Here is an 18,557-nt window from a genome sequence, read left to right as displayed (position 1 = left end):
AGATACAAGGGTGAACCAGCGACCAATTATAGGGGACAAAGCAACATTCGGAATACTTTGCGCCCTATTTTTCAGCGTGATGTGAGGGAGCGTGAGATTTCTGCTAAAAGTAATATTACCGGCAGATTCTGGGATTTTGTGTATTTTGGTGAGGCAGGCCGCAGCCTGAATCATACAATTCTTTTGGGGGACTGAAGGTAGAAGGCAGCCGGTAAGCTGCCTTCTACCAAAAAAACATTTGTGTTAAGGTGGCTTTGTGTTTAGTGTTAGCTATTATTTAAATCCGTTGACAGATCGGTATCCTGTTGATTTTTCTTTGCCTTTTTTGTCAAATTTTGCATCATCGTTTCGGCCACTTCTATAAAAACCATTAGCTTTTCTTCGCTTATGCCGGTTTTGGCCATTTCGTTTACCTCTCTTACTTTCATTTCCACATATGGAACAGATTTTAAAGCATGCGGGGATAACGAAATCAGGTGCTGACGCTTATCGGCGGGATTGGTTTTTACGATGACGATCTCGCTTTCTTCCATCGAAAAAATGATATGAGCCACTCTGGATTTATCGATGTGCAACAGTTCGGCTAATTGATTTTGGGTGATCGGCGCTGGTTGTTTGGCCAGTATAAGCATTACCTCAAAATGATGGTTTAACCGAATGGAAGACAGCTCCCTGGCGAGGTTCCTGGTATAAAAATAATTGATCAATCGTAAATTTTGCGATAGCAGTTCTGTGTTTTTCATTTGCTACTGTGCTATTTTGTTTTACCCGATGCTTTGTATTCATTGTGCTGGGCATGTGCTTCGGCAATATCATATTCCAGCTCCGGGTCGATATTTTGTGCCTCTACTTTCCGCGCCTTCTCCATTAACTCTTCGTGATGTTCCTGCAAATAGGCCAGCTGTTTTTTTCCGTACGAGAAACGGGTGAACAAAACAAAAAGCACCGGCACAATAAATATGGATATGGTTGATGAAGCTATCATGCCCCCTAAAACAGTTACTCCTATGGTATTCCGGGATTCGGCACCGGCACCGGTGGCCAATACCAGCGGCAATACACCCAAGATGAAAGCCAGCGAGGTCATGATGATGGGCCTTAGCCTCAGGCGAACAGCTTCCAGGGTGGATTTCACCAGCTCTTCTCCCCTATCAACCCTTATTTTGGCAAACTCCACAATAAGGATGGCATTCTTGGCAGAAAGGCCGATTAACGTGATGAGCCCTATTTGCGCGTAAACGTTATTGGTGATAGTTGGCACTACAGTAAGCGCCAGGATAGCCCCAAATGCGCTTATCGGCACAGCCAGCATCACCGAAAATGGTACCGACCAGCTTTCATACAATGCAGCAAGGAACAGAAATACAAACATAATGGAGAACATAAAAATGTAAACCGTAGTCGACCCTGCTTTTAATTCCTCGTAACTCAATCCCGAAAATTCATAGGTATACCCGCGAGGTAACGATTTGGCAGCTAAAGCCTTTATTGCCTCAATTGCCTGCCCGCTGCTGTATCCCTGTGGAATGGAACCATCAACTTCGGCAGAGCGGAAGATATTGAAGTGGGTGATGAGCGGAGCAGCCACTATCGGCTTATAACTGATTACCGTGCTTAAAGGAAGCATTTGGCCGGCCGAATTGCGCACATAATATTTATTCATATTGGAAATGAGCGCCCGGTAAGCCGTATCCGCCTGTACTACCACATGGTAAGTTCTGTTGTATAAAGTGAAATTACTGACAAACAAACTGCCCATATAAGCCTGCATGGTTGAGAAAACATCAGAAATATTGATGCCCAGCTTTTCGCATTTTTCACGATCTACATTAAGCTGATAACTTGGTGTATGCGCCGAAAAATAACTGTAAGCCCCGGCAGTAGCGGGATTGGCTTTTGCTGCCGCCACAAACTTTTTAACCACTTTTTCAAAGGTGTAAATATCATCGGTAGAGTTGCCTTGCTCAATTTGCATGCTGAACCCGGCGACCTGGCCAATGCCCCTGATGGGTGGCGGTTGCGCAACCACCACGTTGGCATTTTTGATACCGGCTTTGGCAATCTTTTTCTTAATCACGTTCATCAGCCCTGGCACTCTGGTATCGGGCGTCGTACGATCATCCCAGGGAGTAAGCATGCAAAACATGGAGCCGTTGTTGGAGTTGGCACCACCATTCAGGATATTGAAACCCGATATAGCGGTATAATGCAGGATTCCCGGTGTTGATGCCACAATTTTCATGAGCTTGTTCATCACATTAACCGATTGAATGGTTGACGAAGCTTCGGGCAGCTGATAAGTTACATACAAACGGCCACCGTCTTCTGCCGGCACAAAGCCCGAAGGCTTCAGCATGAACAGCATGTAAGTACCCACGCAAATACAAACCAGCAGCACAATGATGTATCGTGCGCCTTTAATACTTTTGTGTACACCGTTGGTGTATTTAAAGGTTAGTTTTTCAAACATCCGATTGAAACCCCTGAAAAACCGATCGAGCCAGTTCGATTTATCTGTTACCGGTTTGGTAGGCTTCAACAATAAGGTACAAAGCGCGGGGGTTAAAGATAAAGCAATAAATGCCGATAGAATAACTGAAATGGCGATGGTGATAGCAAACTGCTGGTATAAACGCCCGACTATCCCCGGTATAAAACCAACCGGCACAAATACCGACGCCAGGATGAGCGCGATGGCGATAACCGGTGCCGAGATCTCTTTCATGGCATGATAAGTAGCCTCCTTGGGCGACATGTGCTGCTCGTCAATATAATGCTGCACAGCCTCTACCACAATAATGGCATCATCTACCACTATACCTATCGCCAGTACAAAACCGAACATGGTTAAGGTGTTAACGGTGAAGCCTAAGGGTATAAAAAAGATGAATGTAGCCAATATGGATACCGGGATGGCCAATATAGGAATCAGCGTTGAACGCCAGTTTTGAAGGAAAAGAAACACCACAATGGCCACTAAAATAAGTGCCTTAATTAAAGTGCCAATTACTTCCTGCATCGATACCTTGATAATGGTTACCGATTCAAAAGGTACCACGTAATCAACATCGTTGGGGAACGATTTTTTCAATTTGGCCAAAGCCGCATATACGTTTTCGGCAGTTTGCAGGGCGTTGCTTCCCGGCGATTGATAGATCTGGATGGTAGAAGCGCGGTTGCCATCAACAAACGCATTGCTGGAAAAGGTGAATTTACCCAGTTCAACCCTGGCCACATCTTTCAAATGCACTAACTGACTGGTGCCGGGGATGCTTTTCACGACAATATTTTCATAATCCTTCACCTTGCTGATCATCCCGTTAACCAAAATACCGGTTTCATAGGTTTGGGAAGCGTCCTGCGGTGGGGCACCAACCGAGCCGGCGGCAACGTACACGTTTTGCGCGTTTAGCGCGGCGGTTACATCGGCCGGGGTTAAGCTATAGGATGCCATTTTATCGGGGTTCATCCAGATACGCATACTAAAATTATCGGTACGGGCGCTTACATCACCAACACCCGGCACACGTAATATGGCATCCTGGATGAAGGTACTGGTGTAGTTATCCAAAAAGGTAATATTATGGCTATGCTTTGGCGAGTAAATAGCGACCAGCATCAACTGATCGGGGTTACTGGCGCGTACGGTTAGCCCCAGTTTACTTACTACGGAAGGCAGCAAGGGGGCCGCTATCCCCACACGGTTTTGAACGTTTAGCGCAGCAATATGTACGTTGGTGCCTATTTTAAAGGTTACCCTGATACCCATGCTGCCGCTGTTGGTACTGGTGCTGGTCATATACTCCATTCCGGGCGTACCGTTTACCTGTTCTTCAATCGGTGTGGCTATATTTTGCTCCACGGTTTGCGCATCGGCACCCGTGTATGACCCGTTAACCGATACACTAGGCGGCGAGATATTGGGGTACTGATCAACCGCGAGGTTAACCAGGCAAATTACCCCGGCAATCATCAATACCAGCGATATTACGATGGCGGTTACGGGCCGCTTTATAAATGTATTTGAAATCATCCTTAATTAGCTTTATGTAATGCACGGGATTTTTCAATCTCATATTCCAGTTCGGGATCAATGTTTTGCGCCTCCACTTTTTTGGCTTTTTCCGCCAGGTCGGCTTTATGCGCTTGCAGGTACTCCAGTTTTTCTTTACCGTAGGAGAAGCGGGTGATGATTACAAACAATACCGGTACAATGAAAATAGCCAGTGTAGATGCTGCTATCATCCCGCCCAAAACGGTAAAACCTATGGTTCTGCGGGCTACAGCACCTGCACCAGTGGCTAATACCAGCGGCAGTACACCCAAAACAAAGGCAAGAGAGGTCATGATGATAGGCCGTAAACGCAGGCTTACCGCTTCCAGGGTTGATTTGATGAGCTCCTCACCCATATCTACCCTTACCTTGGCAAACTCTACTATCAGGATGGCGTTTTTGGCCGCAAGCCCGATGAGCGTAATTAACCCGATTTGCGCATACACGTTATTGGTTAAACTTGGCACCAGTACCAATGCCAGGATAGCTCCCATGGCACCTATCGGCACAGCTAATAATACAGAGAACGGTACCGACCAGCTTTCATACAAGGCCGCCAGGAACAGGAACACAAAGGTGATGGAGAATAGGAAAATGTAAATGGTTGTCGAGCCGGCCTTGATCTCCTCGTAACTCAGTCCCGAAAACTCATAATCGTACCCCTCTGGCAAAACTCTTTTTGCCAGCTCCCGCATGGCGGCTATGGCTTCGCCGCTGCTATGGCCTTCGGCTGCTGCGCCATCAACTTCGGCCGTGCGGAAGATATTAAAGTGGGAAATTAGCGGCGGCGCGTCGACAGGTTTATAGTTCATCAAGGTACCTAAAGGCACCATATCACCGGCCTGGTTACGCACATAGTATTTATCCATATTGGCAACTACTTTACGGAAAGCCGTATCGGCCTGTACCACTACGTGGAAAGTACGGTTATAGGTAGTAAAATCGTTAATGTATAAACTGCCCATATAAGCCTGGATAGTAGTGAATACATCGGCTACGTTCACGCCCAGTTTTTCGCATTTTTCCCTGTCGACAGTTAAACTGTAGTTAGGGGTATGCGAGGTATAAAACGTGAAGGCTTTGGAGATCACCGGATTTTTATTCGCCTCGGTCACAAATTTGTCTACTACTCTTTGAAAGTCCTGCAGGTTATCTGTTGTGCTTCGCTGTTCTATTTGTAAGCTGAAACCAACGGTTGTGCCAATACCTGGCAGTGGTGAGGGCTGGATAACTTCTACGTTAGCGTCCCGGATCCCTGCATCGGCAATTCGTTTTTGCAATTCGCCTATAATGCCCGGTACCTGCTCGGTTGTTTTGCTGCGCTCGTCCCATGGCGCAAGCTGGCAATAAATGGTGCCGTTATTGGAGTTACTGGCATTGGTTACCACGTTTAAGCCAGATAACGCCGCATAGTGCGCCACGCCCGGTGTTGAGCCGATAACCTTCATCAGTTTCGACATCACTTCTACAGATCTTGCGGTAGATGACGCGGGCTGCAACTGGAACGCAACATACAAATTGCCGTCATCCTCTGATGGAATAAAGCCTGATGGCTTATGCTGGAATAGGAAGAAAGTTGCCACGCAAATGCACAGCAGCAGGATCACAATAAAGCGGGATGCCTTGATGCTTTTTTTAACACCTTCGGTGTACCTGTCCGTTACCCTTTGAAACCAACTGTTAAATTTGAAAAACAGTTTGTTGATGCCTTTTGCGTCGGCGTCAATATGCGATGGTTTTAACAACAGCGTACACAAAGCCGGCGTTAATGATAGGGCGATAAATGCCGATATGATCACCGATATGGCTATGGTAATAGCAAATTGCTGGTACAAACGCCCAACTATACCGGGAATAAAGCCTACCGGTACAAACACCGCCGCCAATATGAGCGCGATGGCGATTACCGGTGCCGAAATATCCTTCATGGCCTGGTAAGTAGCCTCTTTGGCCGACATGCCTTCGTGATCGATATAATGCTGAACGGCCTCAACCACAATAATGGCATCATCAACCACAATACCTATGGCCAGTACAAAACCAAACATGGTTAGGGTATTAATGGTAAAGCCAAGTGGTATAAAAAAGCAAAACGTACCAAAAATAGATACCGGGATAGCCAGAACCGGGATCAGCGTTGACCGCCAGTTTTGCAGGAACAGGAATACCACCACGGCCACGAGACCCAGTGTTTTCAGTAAAGTTCCTACCACATCTTCCATAGAAACTTTTACTACCGTAACCGATTCAAACGGCACCCGGTATTGCACATCAGATGGGAAGTTGGTTTTCAATTTGGCCAAAGCCGCGTACACACCGTTGGCCGTTTCCAAAGCGTTGCTGCCGGGCGCCTGGTAAATTTGCAGGTAAGACGCCTTATGCCCATCAACAAAAGAATTACTGGAGAAGGTGAATTTACCCAACTCAACCCGGGCCACATCTTTCAAATAAACCAGCTGCCCGGTAGCAGGGATGGTTTTTACAATCACCTTTTCAAATTCCGATACTTTACTCAAGCGTCCGTTTACCAGGATGCCTAACTCGTAAGTTTGGCTGGAAGCCTGCGGCGGCACACCTGCTGTACCCGCCGCTACCTGCACGTTTTGGGCGTTAAGGGCGGCAATTACATCAGATGGGGTTAAGCTGTAGGCGGCCATTTTATCCGGGTTCATCCAGATACGCATGCTAAAATCATCCGTAAAGCGATTAATGCTACCTACGCCGGGAACACGCAACAGTGCATCCTGGATAAATATATTGGTGTAATTATCTAAAAAAGTGATGTTGTGCGTGCCTTTGGGTGCGTAAATTGCCACCATCATGAGCATGCTTGGGTTTACCGCGCGTACAGTTAACCCAAGCCGGCTTACCACGGCTGGCAACAGCGGGGTAGCAATACTCACCCTGTTTTGAACATCAAGCGCGGCAACATCTATATCCGTACCCATTTTAAAGGTTACGTTCATGCTCATTTGCCCGTTATTGGTATTGTTGCTTTGCATGTATTCCATGCCCGGCGTTCCGTTCACCTGCTCCTCAATGGGCGTGGCAACGGTTTGTTCAACCGTTTGCGCGTCGGCACCGGTAAACTGGCCGTTAACCTGTACAATAGGCGGGGTAATATCCGGATACTGATCTATCGGCAACATGAGGATACTCACGGTACCGGTAATAATCAGCACAATAGATATCACGATGGCCGTTACAGGTCTTTTTATAAAAGTATTAGCGATCATAGGATGTCTTCGTCTAAAATTTTTTGTTTGTGTTTTAACGTTACCACTAACGGGCTTTACCACCTGCCGATGGGCCTACCTTGTTGGCAGTGGTTATTTTTGAACCATCGTGCAGTAACTGCACGCCATCAACAATAACCTGTTCACCTTCATCGATGCCGCTTTTGATGATCATGTTGGGGCCAATGGTTTCGCCAACCTGTACCTTTTTCTGAAATGCCACCAGTTTTTTGATCTTGTTTTTGGCCGAATCGGCACCAGCTTTAGGGTTGTTCATCATGGTATCTTTGGCGGTATACACAAAGTATTCGCCCATTTGCTCAACAACGGCTTTGCCCGGTACTACAATTTGCGGCCCCGACTCCTGGTTGTGCACACGTACCACGCAACTCATGCCTACTCTTAACATTCCTTTGGGATTAGGGAATACCAGCCGGATGGTGATGGCACCTGTTTGCGAATTCACCGCCCTATCTATCACCGCTATTTTGCCGTTCACCGGGTAAAGCGAGTTATCTGCCAATAGAATGGTGAAAAGCGAATCGGTTGGTTCGTGCTTGCTTTGTTGCAGGCGCTCAAATTTTTGCAGCTGTTTTTCGTTGATCACAAAATCAACAGCCATTGGGTCGTTGGTTGAGATGGTATTTAGCCCGGTAGTACCCGCGGTTACCACGTTACCCAACTTCACCTGGCTTAGGCCAATAGTGCCATCAAAAGGCGCATATACATCGGCGTAGCTTAAATTGGTTTTAGCCGTCCTTACCGCCTGGTCTGCCGATTTTACCTGGCTTTTGGCGTTATCAAGGGTGATTACGGCATGGTCATACAGCTGCCTGGCAACGGCGTTATATTTATTGAGGTACTCATAGCGGTCGGCATCCTGCTGGGCCTGCAGCAATGTGCCTTCGGTAACTTTACGGTTGGCAACGGCGGCATCGTAGCTATCCTGGTAAATCCGCCTGTCAATTTCGTACAGCTTTTGACCTTTTTTTACCTCGGTTCCTTCGGTAAAAAATATGCCGGTTATGGCGCCCTGTACTTGCGGCAATAAGGTTACCTGGCTTAGCGCAGCGGTGGTTGACGGGTACTTATCATAATACAAAACCCGTCTTGCCTTCACCTTGTACAGGTTTACGGGCACTTCGGTATTTTCGGGCGGCTGCTTTTTTTGACAGGCTACAAAAAGTACTATACTTATAACAATGGCATTTAAAAATACGCGCTTCATCGGACTGGTTTTTTTAGTATTAATAAGTGATATCTCCCATCGCTTTTTCCAGGTCAATTTTGCTTGATAGCAGCTGAAAAAGCGAGTTAGTGTAATTGATTTCGGCTGTGATCAGGTTTGATTCGGCAGTGATCACGTTAAGGTAGGCTACAATGCCCTGTTTGTATTGCAGGTTTACCACAAAGTAAACACGCCGGGCCATAGCCACATTTTTGCGCTGCACATTAAAGCTAAACAGGTTGCTTTTATAACCGGCCAGCCCAGTGGTGTATTCCTTATACAGCTGCGATCTCAGGCCGACCACATCCCAGTGGATCAGCTGCTCCTGTAACTGCGATTTATGCACATTATGCATCCTTGCAAACCCCGTAAATATGGGAATACTAAGCGATACGCCAACAATTGAGCTTGGGTATGATTTTGACAACAGATTTGAAAAATTGTTGTTGGCATATTGCAGGCTGTAATTGAAAAAACCGGATACGGTTGGCAAATAAGCGTACTTGTAGTAATTGGTAAGCTGTACCTGCAAATCTTTTTGGGTTTCCACCTGCCTATATTCAATCCGCTTTTCATATTGTAATTGCCGGGTGGTATCAATTTGAATATCGGCCATCATCTGGGCCGTATCAATACTTACATTAAAATCCTGTTGTGGCTCGTAACCCATCAGTTGCTTTAATGCAGCGTATTGCGGTATAATATTTTCATTGGCCTGCTTTAACTGCGCCACCGAATTGTTGAGGGTGATAGTGGCTTGCAGGTAGTCGGTTTCGTCCACAATGCCACCTTTATATTGATGATAGGTATCGCGCAGATTTTTACGAAGCCTGGCGGTATCTTCCTTTAATACATTAATCTGCTGCAAAGTAAGCAACACGTTATAAAAGGATTTGCTCACTGCCGATACCAGGTATATTTTGGTACTATCGGTAACCTGCTGTGCCTGCTTTACCAACAAGGGGGCGCTTTTAGCCGCATACAACAGGCTGGGGCTTAAAATGGCCTGCGATACTGCCAGCTCCGGAATAAAAGTATTGTTGTAACTGCTGCGTACAGTACCGGTAGAGCCGGTGCCGGTTGTGGTGCCGGTGCTTGTAGAGATATTAGCGTTTGATTGCTGAATATAATGCACCACGTTACCATTGGCGTTCACCTGCGGTAACCAGGCTGCTAAGTTGATGGAATTGGTTGTACGGGCAATAGCGGTACTGATTAATGATTTGTTTAAAGCCGGCTGATGTATCAATGCGTAATCGATACATTGTTTAAGGGTTAAATACTCCCCGCCGTTTTTACCGGCATCGGTAGCGTTAGGCATTATCGGGAAACCGACCGTACTGGTATCGGGCACATTTTCGGGTACAGGAAATTGCTTCTTCTTATTACTTTGCGCGGCTGCGGTTAATGATAGTAAGAGTAGGCCTGCAAATAAAAACGGCCTTAAACCATAAATATTTATTGGTATGCGCGTCATGGCAAAACAGGTTGATGTTATAGTGAATGACGTTTTAACCGCCCTTCTGATTAAAATTTAGAAAAAAGGAAAACAGGGTTTGAAAGCGTCAAAACTGCAATGCCTACAAAAGGCATGAGATTGACACAACATTTACCGATTCCGGGTGCGGATTAACACCTGATCAGTAAATTCAAAAGATAGATAAACTCAAATTCGGAGCGTGCGGAGGCTGAGGTAAGAAGGGGACGAATGGGAATATACAGCATCCAAAGTGCCGTTTGGTTTGTTAGCAACAGTGAAAGCCGCAGCAGCAATAAGCAGGAATGCAAAAAACAGGATCACTGTTCTGGTGGGCGCAGCTAAATCCTTTCGGCTTTCAATGGAGTGAAAACTTCTTTGAAACTGAACCCGCGGTAAGTTGGCATTACCATTTTTATGGAGAAAATCTATAGAAGGTGGCGAATGCAGACCGCCTGCATCATTTTGCCGCGGCAGATAAGCGATATGAAAAAAACCAATAGCCTGGTACATCACCAAAAGCGATAATACTATGTATTGTTGTATGGTTTGTTTATACCTTTTCACCGCGCTATTTAACTAAGGCAAAAATAGTTCATCGCGCTAAAATGTTTTGTAATGATTTGGATACATGACTTTTGAAGGCAATATCCGCAGCTTTCCAGGCTGGCTCAAACTAAAATGGCAACCAAGTGCCACCAGCAGTTACCCAATTGATTTTATCGCTTTATAATTATTCAACAGCGGCGGCATACCCCATACTTCATTGATAATGTGACATATAGCTTTGACCAGCCTGTTGGTTATGTCACTTTGGGGTATTGTTTTTAAGCTTCAGGGTGCCTATCCGCCATTACACCAAAAAAAATAAAAAAAACATTTGGTTGTATCAAAAAAGCCTCTTACTTTTATTAAAGAATAGAACAGAACAGAATAACCAATTATTCAACAACCAAACCAATTATTATGAAAAAAAAAGTACCACCTAAAAAACTGGGCATGTATGTATTATGCCTTATTTTGCTACTTTGTTGCCAGCAGGGTTTTGCCCAGCAAAAAAGAAGTGTATCTGGCCATGTAACCGACGAACACGGCCAGCCCCTTCCCGGAGTAAGTATTTTGCTTGACGGAACTGCTGAAGGCACAAGTACCGATGTGAACGGATTTTACAAGATCAGCGTTCCCGAAATCAATGCAAAGCTCTCGTTCTCCTTTATCGGTTATTTGAAAAAAACAGTCGCAGTTACCAAAGACTGGAATGGCGATGTAGCCATGGCACCAGACAAAACCTCGGGAAACCTTGGCGAAGTAGTGGTGATTGGCTACGGCACCAGGAAAAAAGCAAACCTTACCGGAGCTGTAAGTACCATTAAAGGGACAGAACTGGAGAAATCGCCGGTTGCTAACGTATCCAATACGCTTGCAGGCGCTGTACCGGGGCTGATTGTTAACACCCGGAGCGGCGAACCAGGCGCTGATGATGCCAGTATCCTGGTGAGGGGAAAAGGTACCCTGGGTAATACCAGTCCGCTGGTTGTGATCGATGGTATCCCCGATCGTGGTTTTAATCGCTTAGATCCTGCGGATATCGAATCCTTCACCGTTTTAAAAGACGCTGCCGGGGCTATTTACGGTGCAAGGGCGGCAAACGGTGTTATATTGATTACCACTAAAAGAGGTACAGCAGGAAAAACCACTTTATCATTTACGTCCAATTTTTCTATGACGCAGCCTACTCGGGTCCCCAAAATGTTAAACTCCTGGGAGTTTGCGCAATCGGCCAATGAATATGACGACCTGGTTGGCCAGCAGCATGAATACACTGCCGATGATATTCAAAAGTACAAAGATGGCACCGACCCGCTTGGCCACCCCAACACCAATTGGTGGAAAGCAGTAATGAGAAACTGGGCAACTCAAACCAATAACGTGTTAACGTTAAGAGGCGGTTCGGATAAGGTAAAGTATTACATCTCGGGCCAGCACCTGTTTCAGAACAGTATATATAATAGCGGTACCGATTATTACAAAAATGACAATGGCCGCGCCAATATCGACATCTCGGCTACCGATAATTTCAAGATCGGCGTGGACGTGATGTACCGCGCTGAATACAAAAACGGCGAAGCGCCGGGATACGACGCCAATGCTATATTCAGCCAGTTGTGGAATGCCTATCCTTACCTGATTCCAGTATATCCAAATGGTAAAGTCGGCGTAGGTATTGGTGGCGGCCCTGCCACCAGTATGGTATATATATTGAATGGCGACCTGGGCTATACCCACAACAATTATAACTTTTTGCAAACGAAAACATCGTTCAGCTGGGCATTGCCAAAGGTAACGCCAGGCCTGCATCTTGACGGCTATTTTGCATACGATGTAAACTCAAACCAATATAAAGGTTTTAACGCGCTGCCCCCTCCTGCTTATAGTTATAATAAAACAACAGGCAATTATGATGAGTTTACCTCTACCGTTCCTCCAAATTTATCCATTACCAATAGCCAAACTGTAAGCAGGCTGGCTAACATTAAACTAGGCTACGAGCACAAATTTAAAAAGCATGGTATAGAAGCATTTGTAGCCTACGAGCAGCAACAACAAACGTATACCGAGCTGGATGCTTACCGTACCGGCTTTTTAAGTAATAACGTAACCGAATTATTTGCCGGCAGCACCGTAGGCCAAACCAACAATTCTATAACTACACAATTTGCCCGTCAAAACTTCATTAGCCGGTTATCTTATAACTATGATGACAGGTACCTGCTGGATTACAATATGCGTTATGACGGATCTCCTAACTTTCCGGCAGGCAAACGCTTTGGTTTCTTCCCATCCTTATCAGCCGCCTGGCGGATATCGCAGGAAAGCTTCTTCCACTCGTCTGTAATTGATGACCTGAAACTGAGAGGATCATGGGGCAAAACCGGTAATGATGCGGTTAACGCCTTCCAGTACATCCAAACCTATGGGCTTCAGGCAGGCCAGATATCACAATACCTGGGGGCAGGTTATTATTTTGGCCCCAACGCTACCCAGGTACCTGGTTTCTCGTTAGGCCCAACACCAAACACTAATATCACCTGGGAAGTGGCTACAACCACCAACCTTGGGATTGATGCGCAGTTATTTCATGCGCTTTCCATCAGCGTAGATGTTTTTCGCTCGTCAAGGAATAATATACTGGTTGCACCAAGCGCGGCCGTACCCGATTATACAGGGCTTACCTTACCCGATGTAAACCTGGGTAAAGTAAATAACAAGGGTATGGAGCTTGACCTTGGCTACAATAAAAAACTAAACGAAGATTTCTCTTTCAATGTTAATGGTAATATGACCTATGCGGTTAATAAGGTGATATACGGTGCCGAGCCGGCAAATGTACCTGCTTACCAGCGCGTAACAGGCTATCCCATTGATTCATGGTTGCTATACCAGGCCGATGGTATTTTTCAGAATACCACTGAGCTAAATGCTTCACCTCACCCAACAGGTACCGGTGTTGGCGATATCAGGTATAAAGATATAAACGGAGACGGAGTGATAAACGACCTTGACAAGGTAAGAACTACACTTTCAAACACACCGCAGATCCTTTACGGCCTCACCCTTGGCGGGCGGTATAAAAACTTCGATCTAACTATATTTTTCCAGGGACAGGCCAAATCAAAAGCCATTTTATTACCAAGCGGATTGAATATGGCCGAAGAGTTTTTCACAGGCCGCTGGCAAAAAGAAGGGGATGATACCTACCCCCGCACATTTAATGGCCCAACAAGCCGCACTTTTGGCTCAAACGCTTATCCATCAACTTTCTGGCTTCGCAATGATGCTTTCCTGCGCCTTAAAAACGTAGAGATTGGCTATAGCTTTTCTAAAGACCTGTTAGCCCGGATAAAAGTAAAGGCGGCAAGGGTATTCGTAAGCGGAAATAACCTGTTCTCCATTGACAGCTTTGGCCCTTCGTTCGACCCTGAAAGTGCTACCGGTACCGTTAATAACGGCAGGATCTATCCGCAGCAACGGGTCATCAATCTTGGGGTAAATGTTACATTTTAAATGATTTACGCAATGAAAAAAACAGTCAATATATTCAGTTTAGTACTGCTGCTGTGTACAGGTATCTCCTGTAAAAAAGTACTCGACTTGCAGCCAACCAGCTCCTTTTCAACCAATACGGTTTGGACGGACCCCGCCCTTATACAGGTATTTGTTAACCAGATATATAAAGAATCGGTATTTGCATTTAAAGATGGCGGCTTTGGATGGGGCTCTCAAACAGATGAGTTATACAGTAACTTTAACTGGTGCCATGAAAATACCTACGTGCTGGGGCAGGCTACTCCAGATAACCAGGGCAGCTCTTTCCCTTTAAATTACAGTTCTACCCTTAATTATTGGACAACTTTGTACAGCACCATCCAAAAAACCAACCAGTTTTTTCAAAATGTGGTACAGGCAGATACCGTGGGCCATGGTGCACAGCTCAACAATATGAAAGGTGAAGTTCACTTTTTAAGAGCATTATGTTATTTTGAATTATTGAAGCGCTTCGGCGGGGTACCATTGATCACCAAAGTTTATACGGCTAATGATAATACCTTCAATGAATCAAGGGCCACCTGGGACCAGACCAGAGATTTTATCCTGACTGATATTGCCGCAGCAGCTGCCATACTTCCAAAAAGCTATAGCAATACCGATAACTATGGCAAGGCCACCCTGGGTGCTGCGCTCGCGCTTAAATCGCGCCTGTTGCTGTATGCGGCAAGCCCTACTTATAACACCGGAAATGAGGCAGGCAGGTGGCAGGCAGCTTCCGATGCGGCAAAGGCTGTTATCGATCTGGGTCAATACTCGTTGCATGGCAATTCCTCAACCTACAACACCATTTTTACCGATTTTTTTAACAGCGAAGTAATATTTTCAAGGGTATTCAACGCAACTGTTCAGGAGGATAGGTACAATACGCTCTATCGCGACCTTAGCCCGAACGGATACAATGGCTACAGCGCTTACAATGTACTGGAGCAAATGGTGGAAGACTTTGATATGGCCGACGGAACGCCGTTTAACTGGGCTACCAACGGTGCGAACCCTTACCAGAACAGGGATCCGCGATTTTATGCAGACATCCTGTTTAACGGATCGCCTTTTCAGGGCCGGGGCGCGCAGTTTTATGAAGGCGGACTCGATTCAAAAGAAAGCTCTTTATCTCCATGGAATGCTTCAAAAACAGGGTATACCATGCGAAAAATGGTTGATGAAAGTTATAATTTTAATATTCAGCCCTATAGCGCCTGTCAGTGGGTATCATTCCGTCTGGCCGAAATTTATTTAAATTATGCAGAGGCTCAAGCCGCCCTTGGCAATAGCGGGCAGGCATTACTTTACCTGAATAAGATAAGGGACAGGGCCGGGATGCCGGCAATTACAGCAACCGGAGCCGCTTTAACAGACGCCGTTCGCCATGAAAGACGAATAGAACTATGTTTTGAAGGGCATCGTTACTTTGACCTGCGCCGATGGGGCATGGCCGAAATTGGTTCAAAGGATGGCTTGGGTATTACCATTACACCAACCTCCTCTGCAAATACTTCCTTTACTTACAAGGTAGTTACCATGCAAAAAAGGACATGGGTGCCCAGTTTTTATTACTATCCTATTCCCCGCAAGGAGATACAGATTAATCCTAACCTAAAACAAAACCCCAATTACAACTAAAACATACTACGCTTAAAAAAAGGCAGCAAAGCAGCTGCCTTTTTTTGCTTACTTTGCCTAAAACTACACGTACTCAATGGATAGAATTTTCGAAGAAATAAGGAAGCTGGCCGAAATCCCATCTTACTCAAAGCACGACCGCTTTGTACAGGGGATTATTAATTCTATAGATGAAAAAATAATTGGCCAGGACGAAATGCTGCCATCAGTAAACCGGCTGATTAAAGAGCTTGGTTTTTCAAGGGAAACCATTGTGAAAGGCTATAAGGATTTAATTAGCCGTGGGATTGTAGAAGCGAAGAACCGTTTGGGTTATTTTGTAGGCAACGGCAATACAGGCCAAACTTTAAACGTAGCCTTGCTGATGTATAACCTGGATACTTTTGAAGAGCAGTTTTACCGGAATTTCAGGCACGAACTGGGCGAAAATGTCCAGCTAACTCCTTATTTCCATCACGGCAATATCGAAATATTTGAAACTATACTGCTGCAAATAAAAGGCAAATATGGCATGTACGTAGTTGCTCCTATTCCGCATCCCAAAACAAAAGAATTATTGGAGACCATCCCCCGCAATAAATTCCTGATGTTTGACCGCTTTGAACAATTGGACGGCGACTTTAACCACATTACCCAGGAGTTTGGGGATGCATCTTACGCTGTTTTTTCAAAGCTGGCACCCAAAATAAAACAGTTTGATGAATTTATATTTTATCATTCGGCAAATTCATTAGATCCTAAAGAGATTGTAGATTCATTTAAAAAGTTTCTGAAAGAATTTAGCATCAAAGGCCGGATAGAGGAAGAATACCTTCCAGGTTCTGTTGAAAAGGGAAAGGTATATTTTACATTGGACAACTTTGCCTTATGGCAGATTATGCGCGATTGCAAAACCCAAAAACTTAAACCGGGTAAAGACCTCGGTGTGTTATCACATAATGATGAACCCGCTAAAGAGATCATCGGTATCACCACCTTTTCTGCTGATTTCTCGAACATGGGAAAAATGGCCGGCCATGCTGTTTTATCAAAAGAAAAAATACAGCTTACCGTTCCTATGAACCTGTTTGAGAGGCATACGCTTTAGGCTTTGTTATGAACGCCAGCATGATTATCGGCTTACTTTTTTTTACCGGGATAGTGGCTTTTGCTTTCTGGTACAAATCTGGCAAACCCAAGGTCAGTACATTAAATGGTCTATTCTTTGCCAACAGGAGCCTGGGGTTTTTACTTGTTGGCGGCGGCCTGCTGTTTACCAATATCAATACAGCCTCTATCATTGGCGAAAACGAGCTAACCTATACCAATAACATGACGGTTATGGCCTGGGGAGTAAGTTCGGTATTGGCCATGCTGCTGGTATCGGAATTTATAATGCCACTGTACATTAAAATGGGTATAGCAACCACGCCCGATTTTTTGACCGCAAGGTATGGGGGTGGCGTTGGCAAATTGGTTTCGGTTATATTTTTGGTCAGCTACGTATTCAACCTACTCCCATCAGTATTATATGCAGGGGCCGTGGCCTTTAACGGTTTATTCCACTTTTCAGACGTTTGGAAAATAGAATATTCAACGGTCATCCTGATCCTGGTTTGGATAATGGGAACAATCGGCTGCCTTTTTTCGATGCTGGGCGGCCTGAAGGCAATTACCACATTGGATATCCTGCTTGGTATTGGTTTTTTTACCGGGGGAATCCTGCTGCCATTCTTTGGGTTAAAATATATAGGGCATGGCGATATCCAGGCAGGTTTACACCAGGTGCTTACTGTGCATAAGGAGCACTTGAATAGTATCGGCTCATCATCAGACGCTATCCCTTTTGGCACCTTATTCACCGGTATGTTGCTGGTTAATCTTTACTACTGGGGTACCGAGCAATATATCATTCAGCAGGTACTTGCCTCAAAAGATCTTAAAACTTCGCAAAAAGGCTTGGCCATAGCCTCATTAGGAAAACTGATCTCGCCCCTGCTTTTAAATATACCTGGTATTATAGCAGTGCATGTTTTTTCAAAAATGCATAATACCGCCGAAGTTTTTCCGCGACTGGACAGCGTGGTATCCCCTCCTTTTATAGCTGGCTTTATTGCCGCGGTGATATTTGTTGCCGCCCTTACTACTTTTAATGCAGGCCTTAACAGTTCCAGCACCTTGTTCATGCTTAATATTTATAAGCCCTGGCTACAAAAGTATTCAAAACAGGTGCCCGAAAAAAAGCTATTAAGAACAGCCAAGCAATTTGAAATTGTTGTTTGCCTGGCTGCCATGTTTATTGCCCCGATGATCCTGTTTGTAAAAAATGGCTTTTATACTTATGTGCAAATAGTTAACGGCTTTTTTAATGTGCCCATATTTACTATTATGTTTATGGGCTTTGTTACAACCAAGGTCCCGGCAATTGCGGCTAAAACAGGACTGGTTTTTTTTATTGTATGCTATGCCATTTCGCAGTTAGTTTTTGATACGCATATCCATTTTCTCCACATCATGGCTATTTTATTTGTGGTTACCTGTGGTATTATGCTGGCTATTGGCAAATTATACCCCATGCCCGTTCCGTATACACTGAAGCTTAATAATGCAGTGGATATAAAGCCCTGGAAAAACCGGCACTATTATACCGTGATATTGCTTGTACTCATGATAGCGTTATTTGTTCTTTTTTCACCGCTTATTCTTGCAAAATAATTTTGGCACTATAAAAATATTTAATAATTTTATAGAATAGAACAGAATAGTATTTTTCCAAACAGGCGAAGTTTTATTCGATGATCAAATGGCGATCATACCAGTTCAAATTTAGTTTACCAATTCATTTAACCTGAT

10 protein-coding genes are annotated in these 18,557 nt (G+C 45.0%); 4 read left to right on the top strand and 6 right to left on the bottom strand.

All coding sequences use genetic code 11. From position 1 onward, the window contains the following. Positions 1–266 precede the first annotated feature (266 nt). The 6 genes from AC1DV1_RS22855 to AC1DV1_RS22830 all read right to left on the bottom strand — a co-directional run bounded on the left by AC1DV1_RS22855 (position 267) and on the right by AC1DV1_RS22830 (position 10,562). A complete protein-coding gene (locus AC1DV1_RS22855; protein WP_477363975.1) occupies positions 267–743 on the bottom strand; it encodes a MarR family winged helix-turn-helix transcriptional regulator in 477 nt (158 codons plus the stop codon). A gap of 11 nt (positions 744–754) precedes the next feature. Beyond that, a complete protein-coding gene (locus AC1DV1_RS22850) occupies positions 755–4,033 on the bottom strand; it encodes an efflux RND transporter permease subunit (RefSeq protein ID WP_477363971.1) in 3,279 nt (1,092 codons plus the stop codon). Positions 4,034–4,035: 2 nt separating this feature from the next. Next, positions 4,036–7,290 carry an efflux RND transporter permease subunit gene (locus AC1DV1_RS22845; RefSeq protein ID WP_477363968.1) on the bottom strand — a complete coding sequence of 1,085 codons (3,255 nt, stop codon included), beginning with the start codon at positions 7,288–7,290 and terminating at the stop codon, positions 4,036–4,038. A gap of 46 nt (positions 7,291–7,336) precedes the next feature. After that, the gene (locus AC1DV1_RS22840) at positions 7,337–8,518 is read right to left on the bottom strand and encodes an efflux RND transporter periplasmic adaptor subunit (protein ID WP_477363965.1); all 1,182 of its coding nucleotides are present in this window, start codon (positions 8,516–8,518) and stop codon (positions 7,337–7,339) included. Positions 8,519–8,537: 19 nt separating this feature from the next. Next, positions 8,538–9,995 carry a TolC family protein gene (locus tag AC1DV1_RS22835; protein WP_477363961.1) on the bottom strand — a complete coding sequence of 486 codons (1,458 nt, stop codon included), beginning with the start codon at positions 9,993–9,995 and terminating at the stop codon, positions 8,538–8,540. Between the two features lie 189 nt (positions 9,996–10,184). Next, positions 10,185–10,562, bottom strand: coding sequence for a hypothetical protein (locus tag AC1DV1_RS22830; RefSeq protein WP_477363958.1), 378 nt, complete (start codon positions 10,560–10,562; stop codon positions 10,185–10,187). 399 nt (positions 10,563–10,961) lie between these two features. On the opposite strand from AC1DV1_RS22830, the gene AC1DV1_RS22825 reads away from it, so the two are divergent. The 4 genes from AC1DV1_RS22825 (at position 10,962) to AC1DV1_RS22810 (ending at position 18,419) form a co-directional block, all read left to right on the top strand. Beyond that, positions 10,962–14,060, top strand: coding sequence for a SusC/RagA family TonB-linked outer membrane protein (locus AC1DV1_RS22825; RefSeq protein WP_477363955.1), 3,099 nt, complete (start codon positions 10,962–10,964; stop codon positions 14,058–14,060). A 12-nt stretch (positions 14,061–14,072) separates the two neighbouring features. After that, entirely contained in the window at positions 14,073–15,725 is a 1,653-nt protein-coding gene (locus AC1DV1_RS22820; protein WP_477363952.1) for a RagB/SusD family nutrient uptake outer membrane protein, read from the top strand. Between the two features lie 76 nt (positions 15,726–15,801). Further along, a complete protein-coding gene (locus tag AC1DV1_RS22815) occupies positions 15,802–16,812 on the top strand; it encodes a winged helix-turn-helix domain-containing protein (protein WP_090651889.1) in 1,011 nt (336 codons plus the stop codon). Between the two features lie 8 nt (positions 16,813–16,820). Then, complete coding sequence (locus AC1DV1_RS22810; RefSeq protein WP_477363949.1) at positions 16,821–18,419, top strand: solute:sodium symporter family transporter; 1,599 nt, start codon at positions 16,821–16,823, stop codon at positions 18,417–18,419. The last annotated feature ends 138 nt before the right edge of the window (positions 18,420–18,557 follow it).

This window comes from Mucilaginibacter sp. P4_D1 (assembly GCF_056401935.1).
This window is presented reverse-complemented; position numbering and strand designations above follow the sequence as displayed.

Bases quoted from the DNA above. Each gene is read 5' to 3' on its own strand.
- AC1DV1_RS22855 (WP_477363975.1), bottom strand. From the start codon at position 743: ATGAAAAACACAGAACTGCTATCGCAAAATTTACGATTGATCAATTAT.
- AC1DV1_RS22850 (WP_477363971.1), bottom strand. From the start codon at position 4,033: ATGATTTCAAATACATTTATAAAGCGGCCCGTAACCGCCATCGTAATA.
- AC1DV1_RS22845 (WP_477363968.1), bottom strand. From the start codon at position 7,290: ATGATCGCTAATACTTTTATAAAAAGACCTGTAACGGCCATCGTGATA.
- AC1DV1_RS22840 (WP_477363965.1), bottom strand. From the start codon at position 8,518: ATGAAGCGCGTATTTTTAAATGCCATTGTTATAAGTATAGTACTTTTT.
- AC1DV1_RS22835 (WP_477363961.1), bottom strand. From the start codon at position 9,995: ATGACGCGCATACCAATAAATATTTATGGTTTAAGGCCGTTTTTATTT.
- AC1DV1_RS22825 (WP_477363955.1), top strand. From the start codon at position 10,962: ATGAAAAAAAAAGTACCACCTAAAAAACTGGGCATGTATGTATTATGC.
- AC1DV1_RS22820 (WP_477363952.1), top strand. From the start codon at position 14,073: ATGAAAAAAACAGTCAATATATTCAGTTTAGTACTGCTGCTGTGTACA.
- AC1DV1_RS22815 (WP_090651889.1), top strand. From the start codon at position 15,802: ATGGATAGAATTTTCGAAGAAATAAGGAAGCTGGCCGAAATCCCATCT.
- AC1DV1_RS22810 (WP_477363949.1), top strand. From the start codon at position 16,821: ATGAACGCCAGCATGATTATCGGCTTACTTTTTTTTACCGGGATAGTG.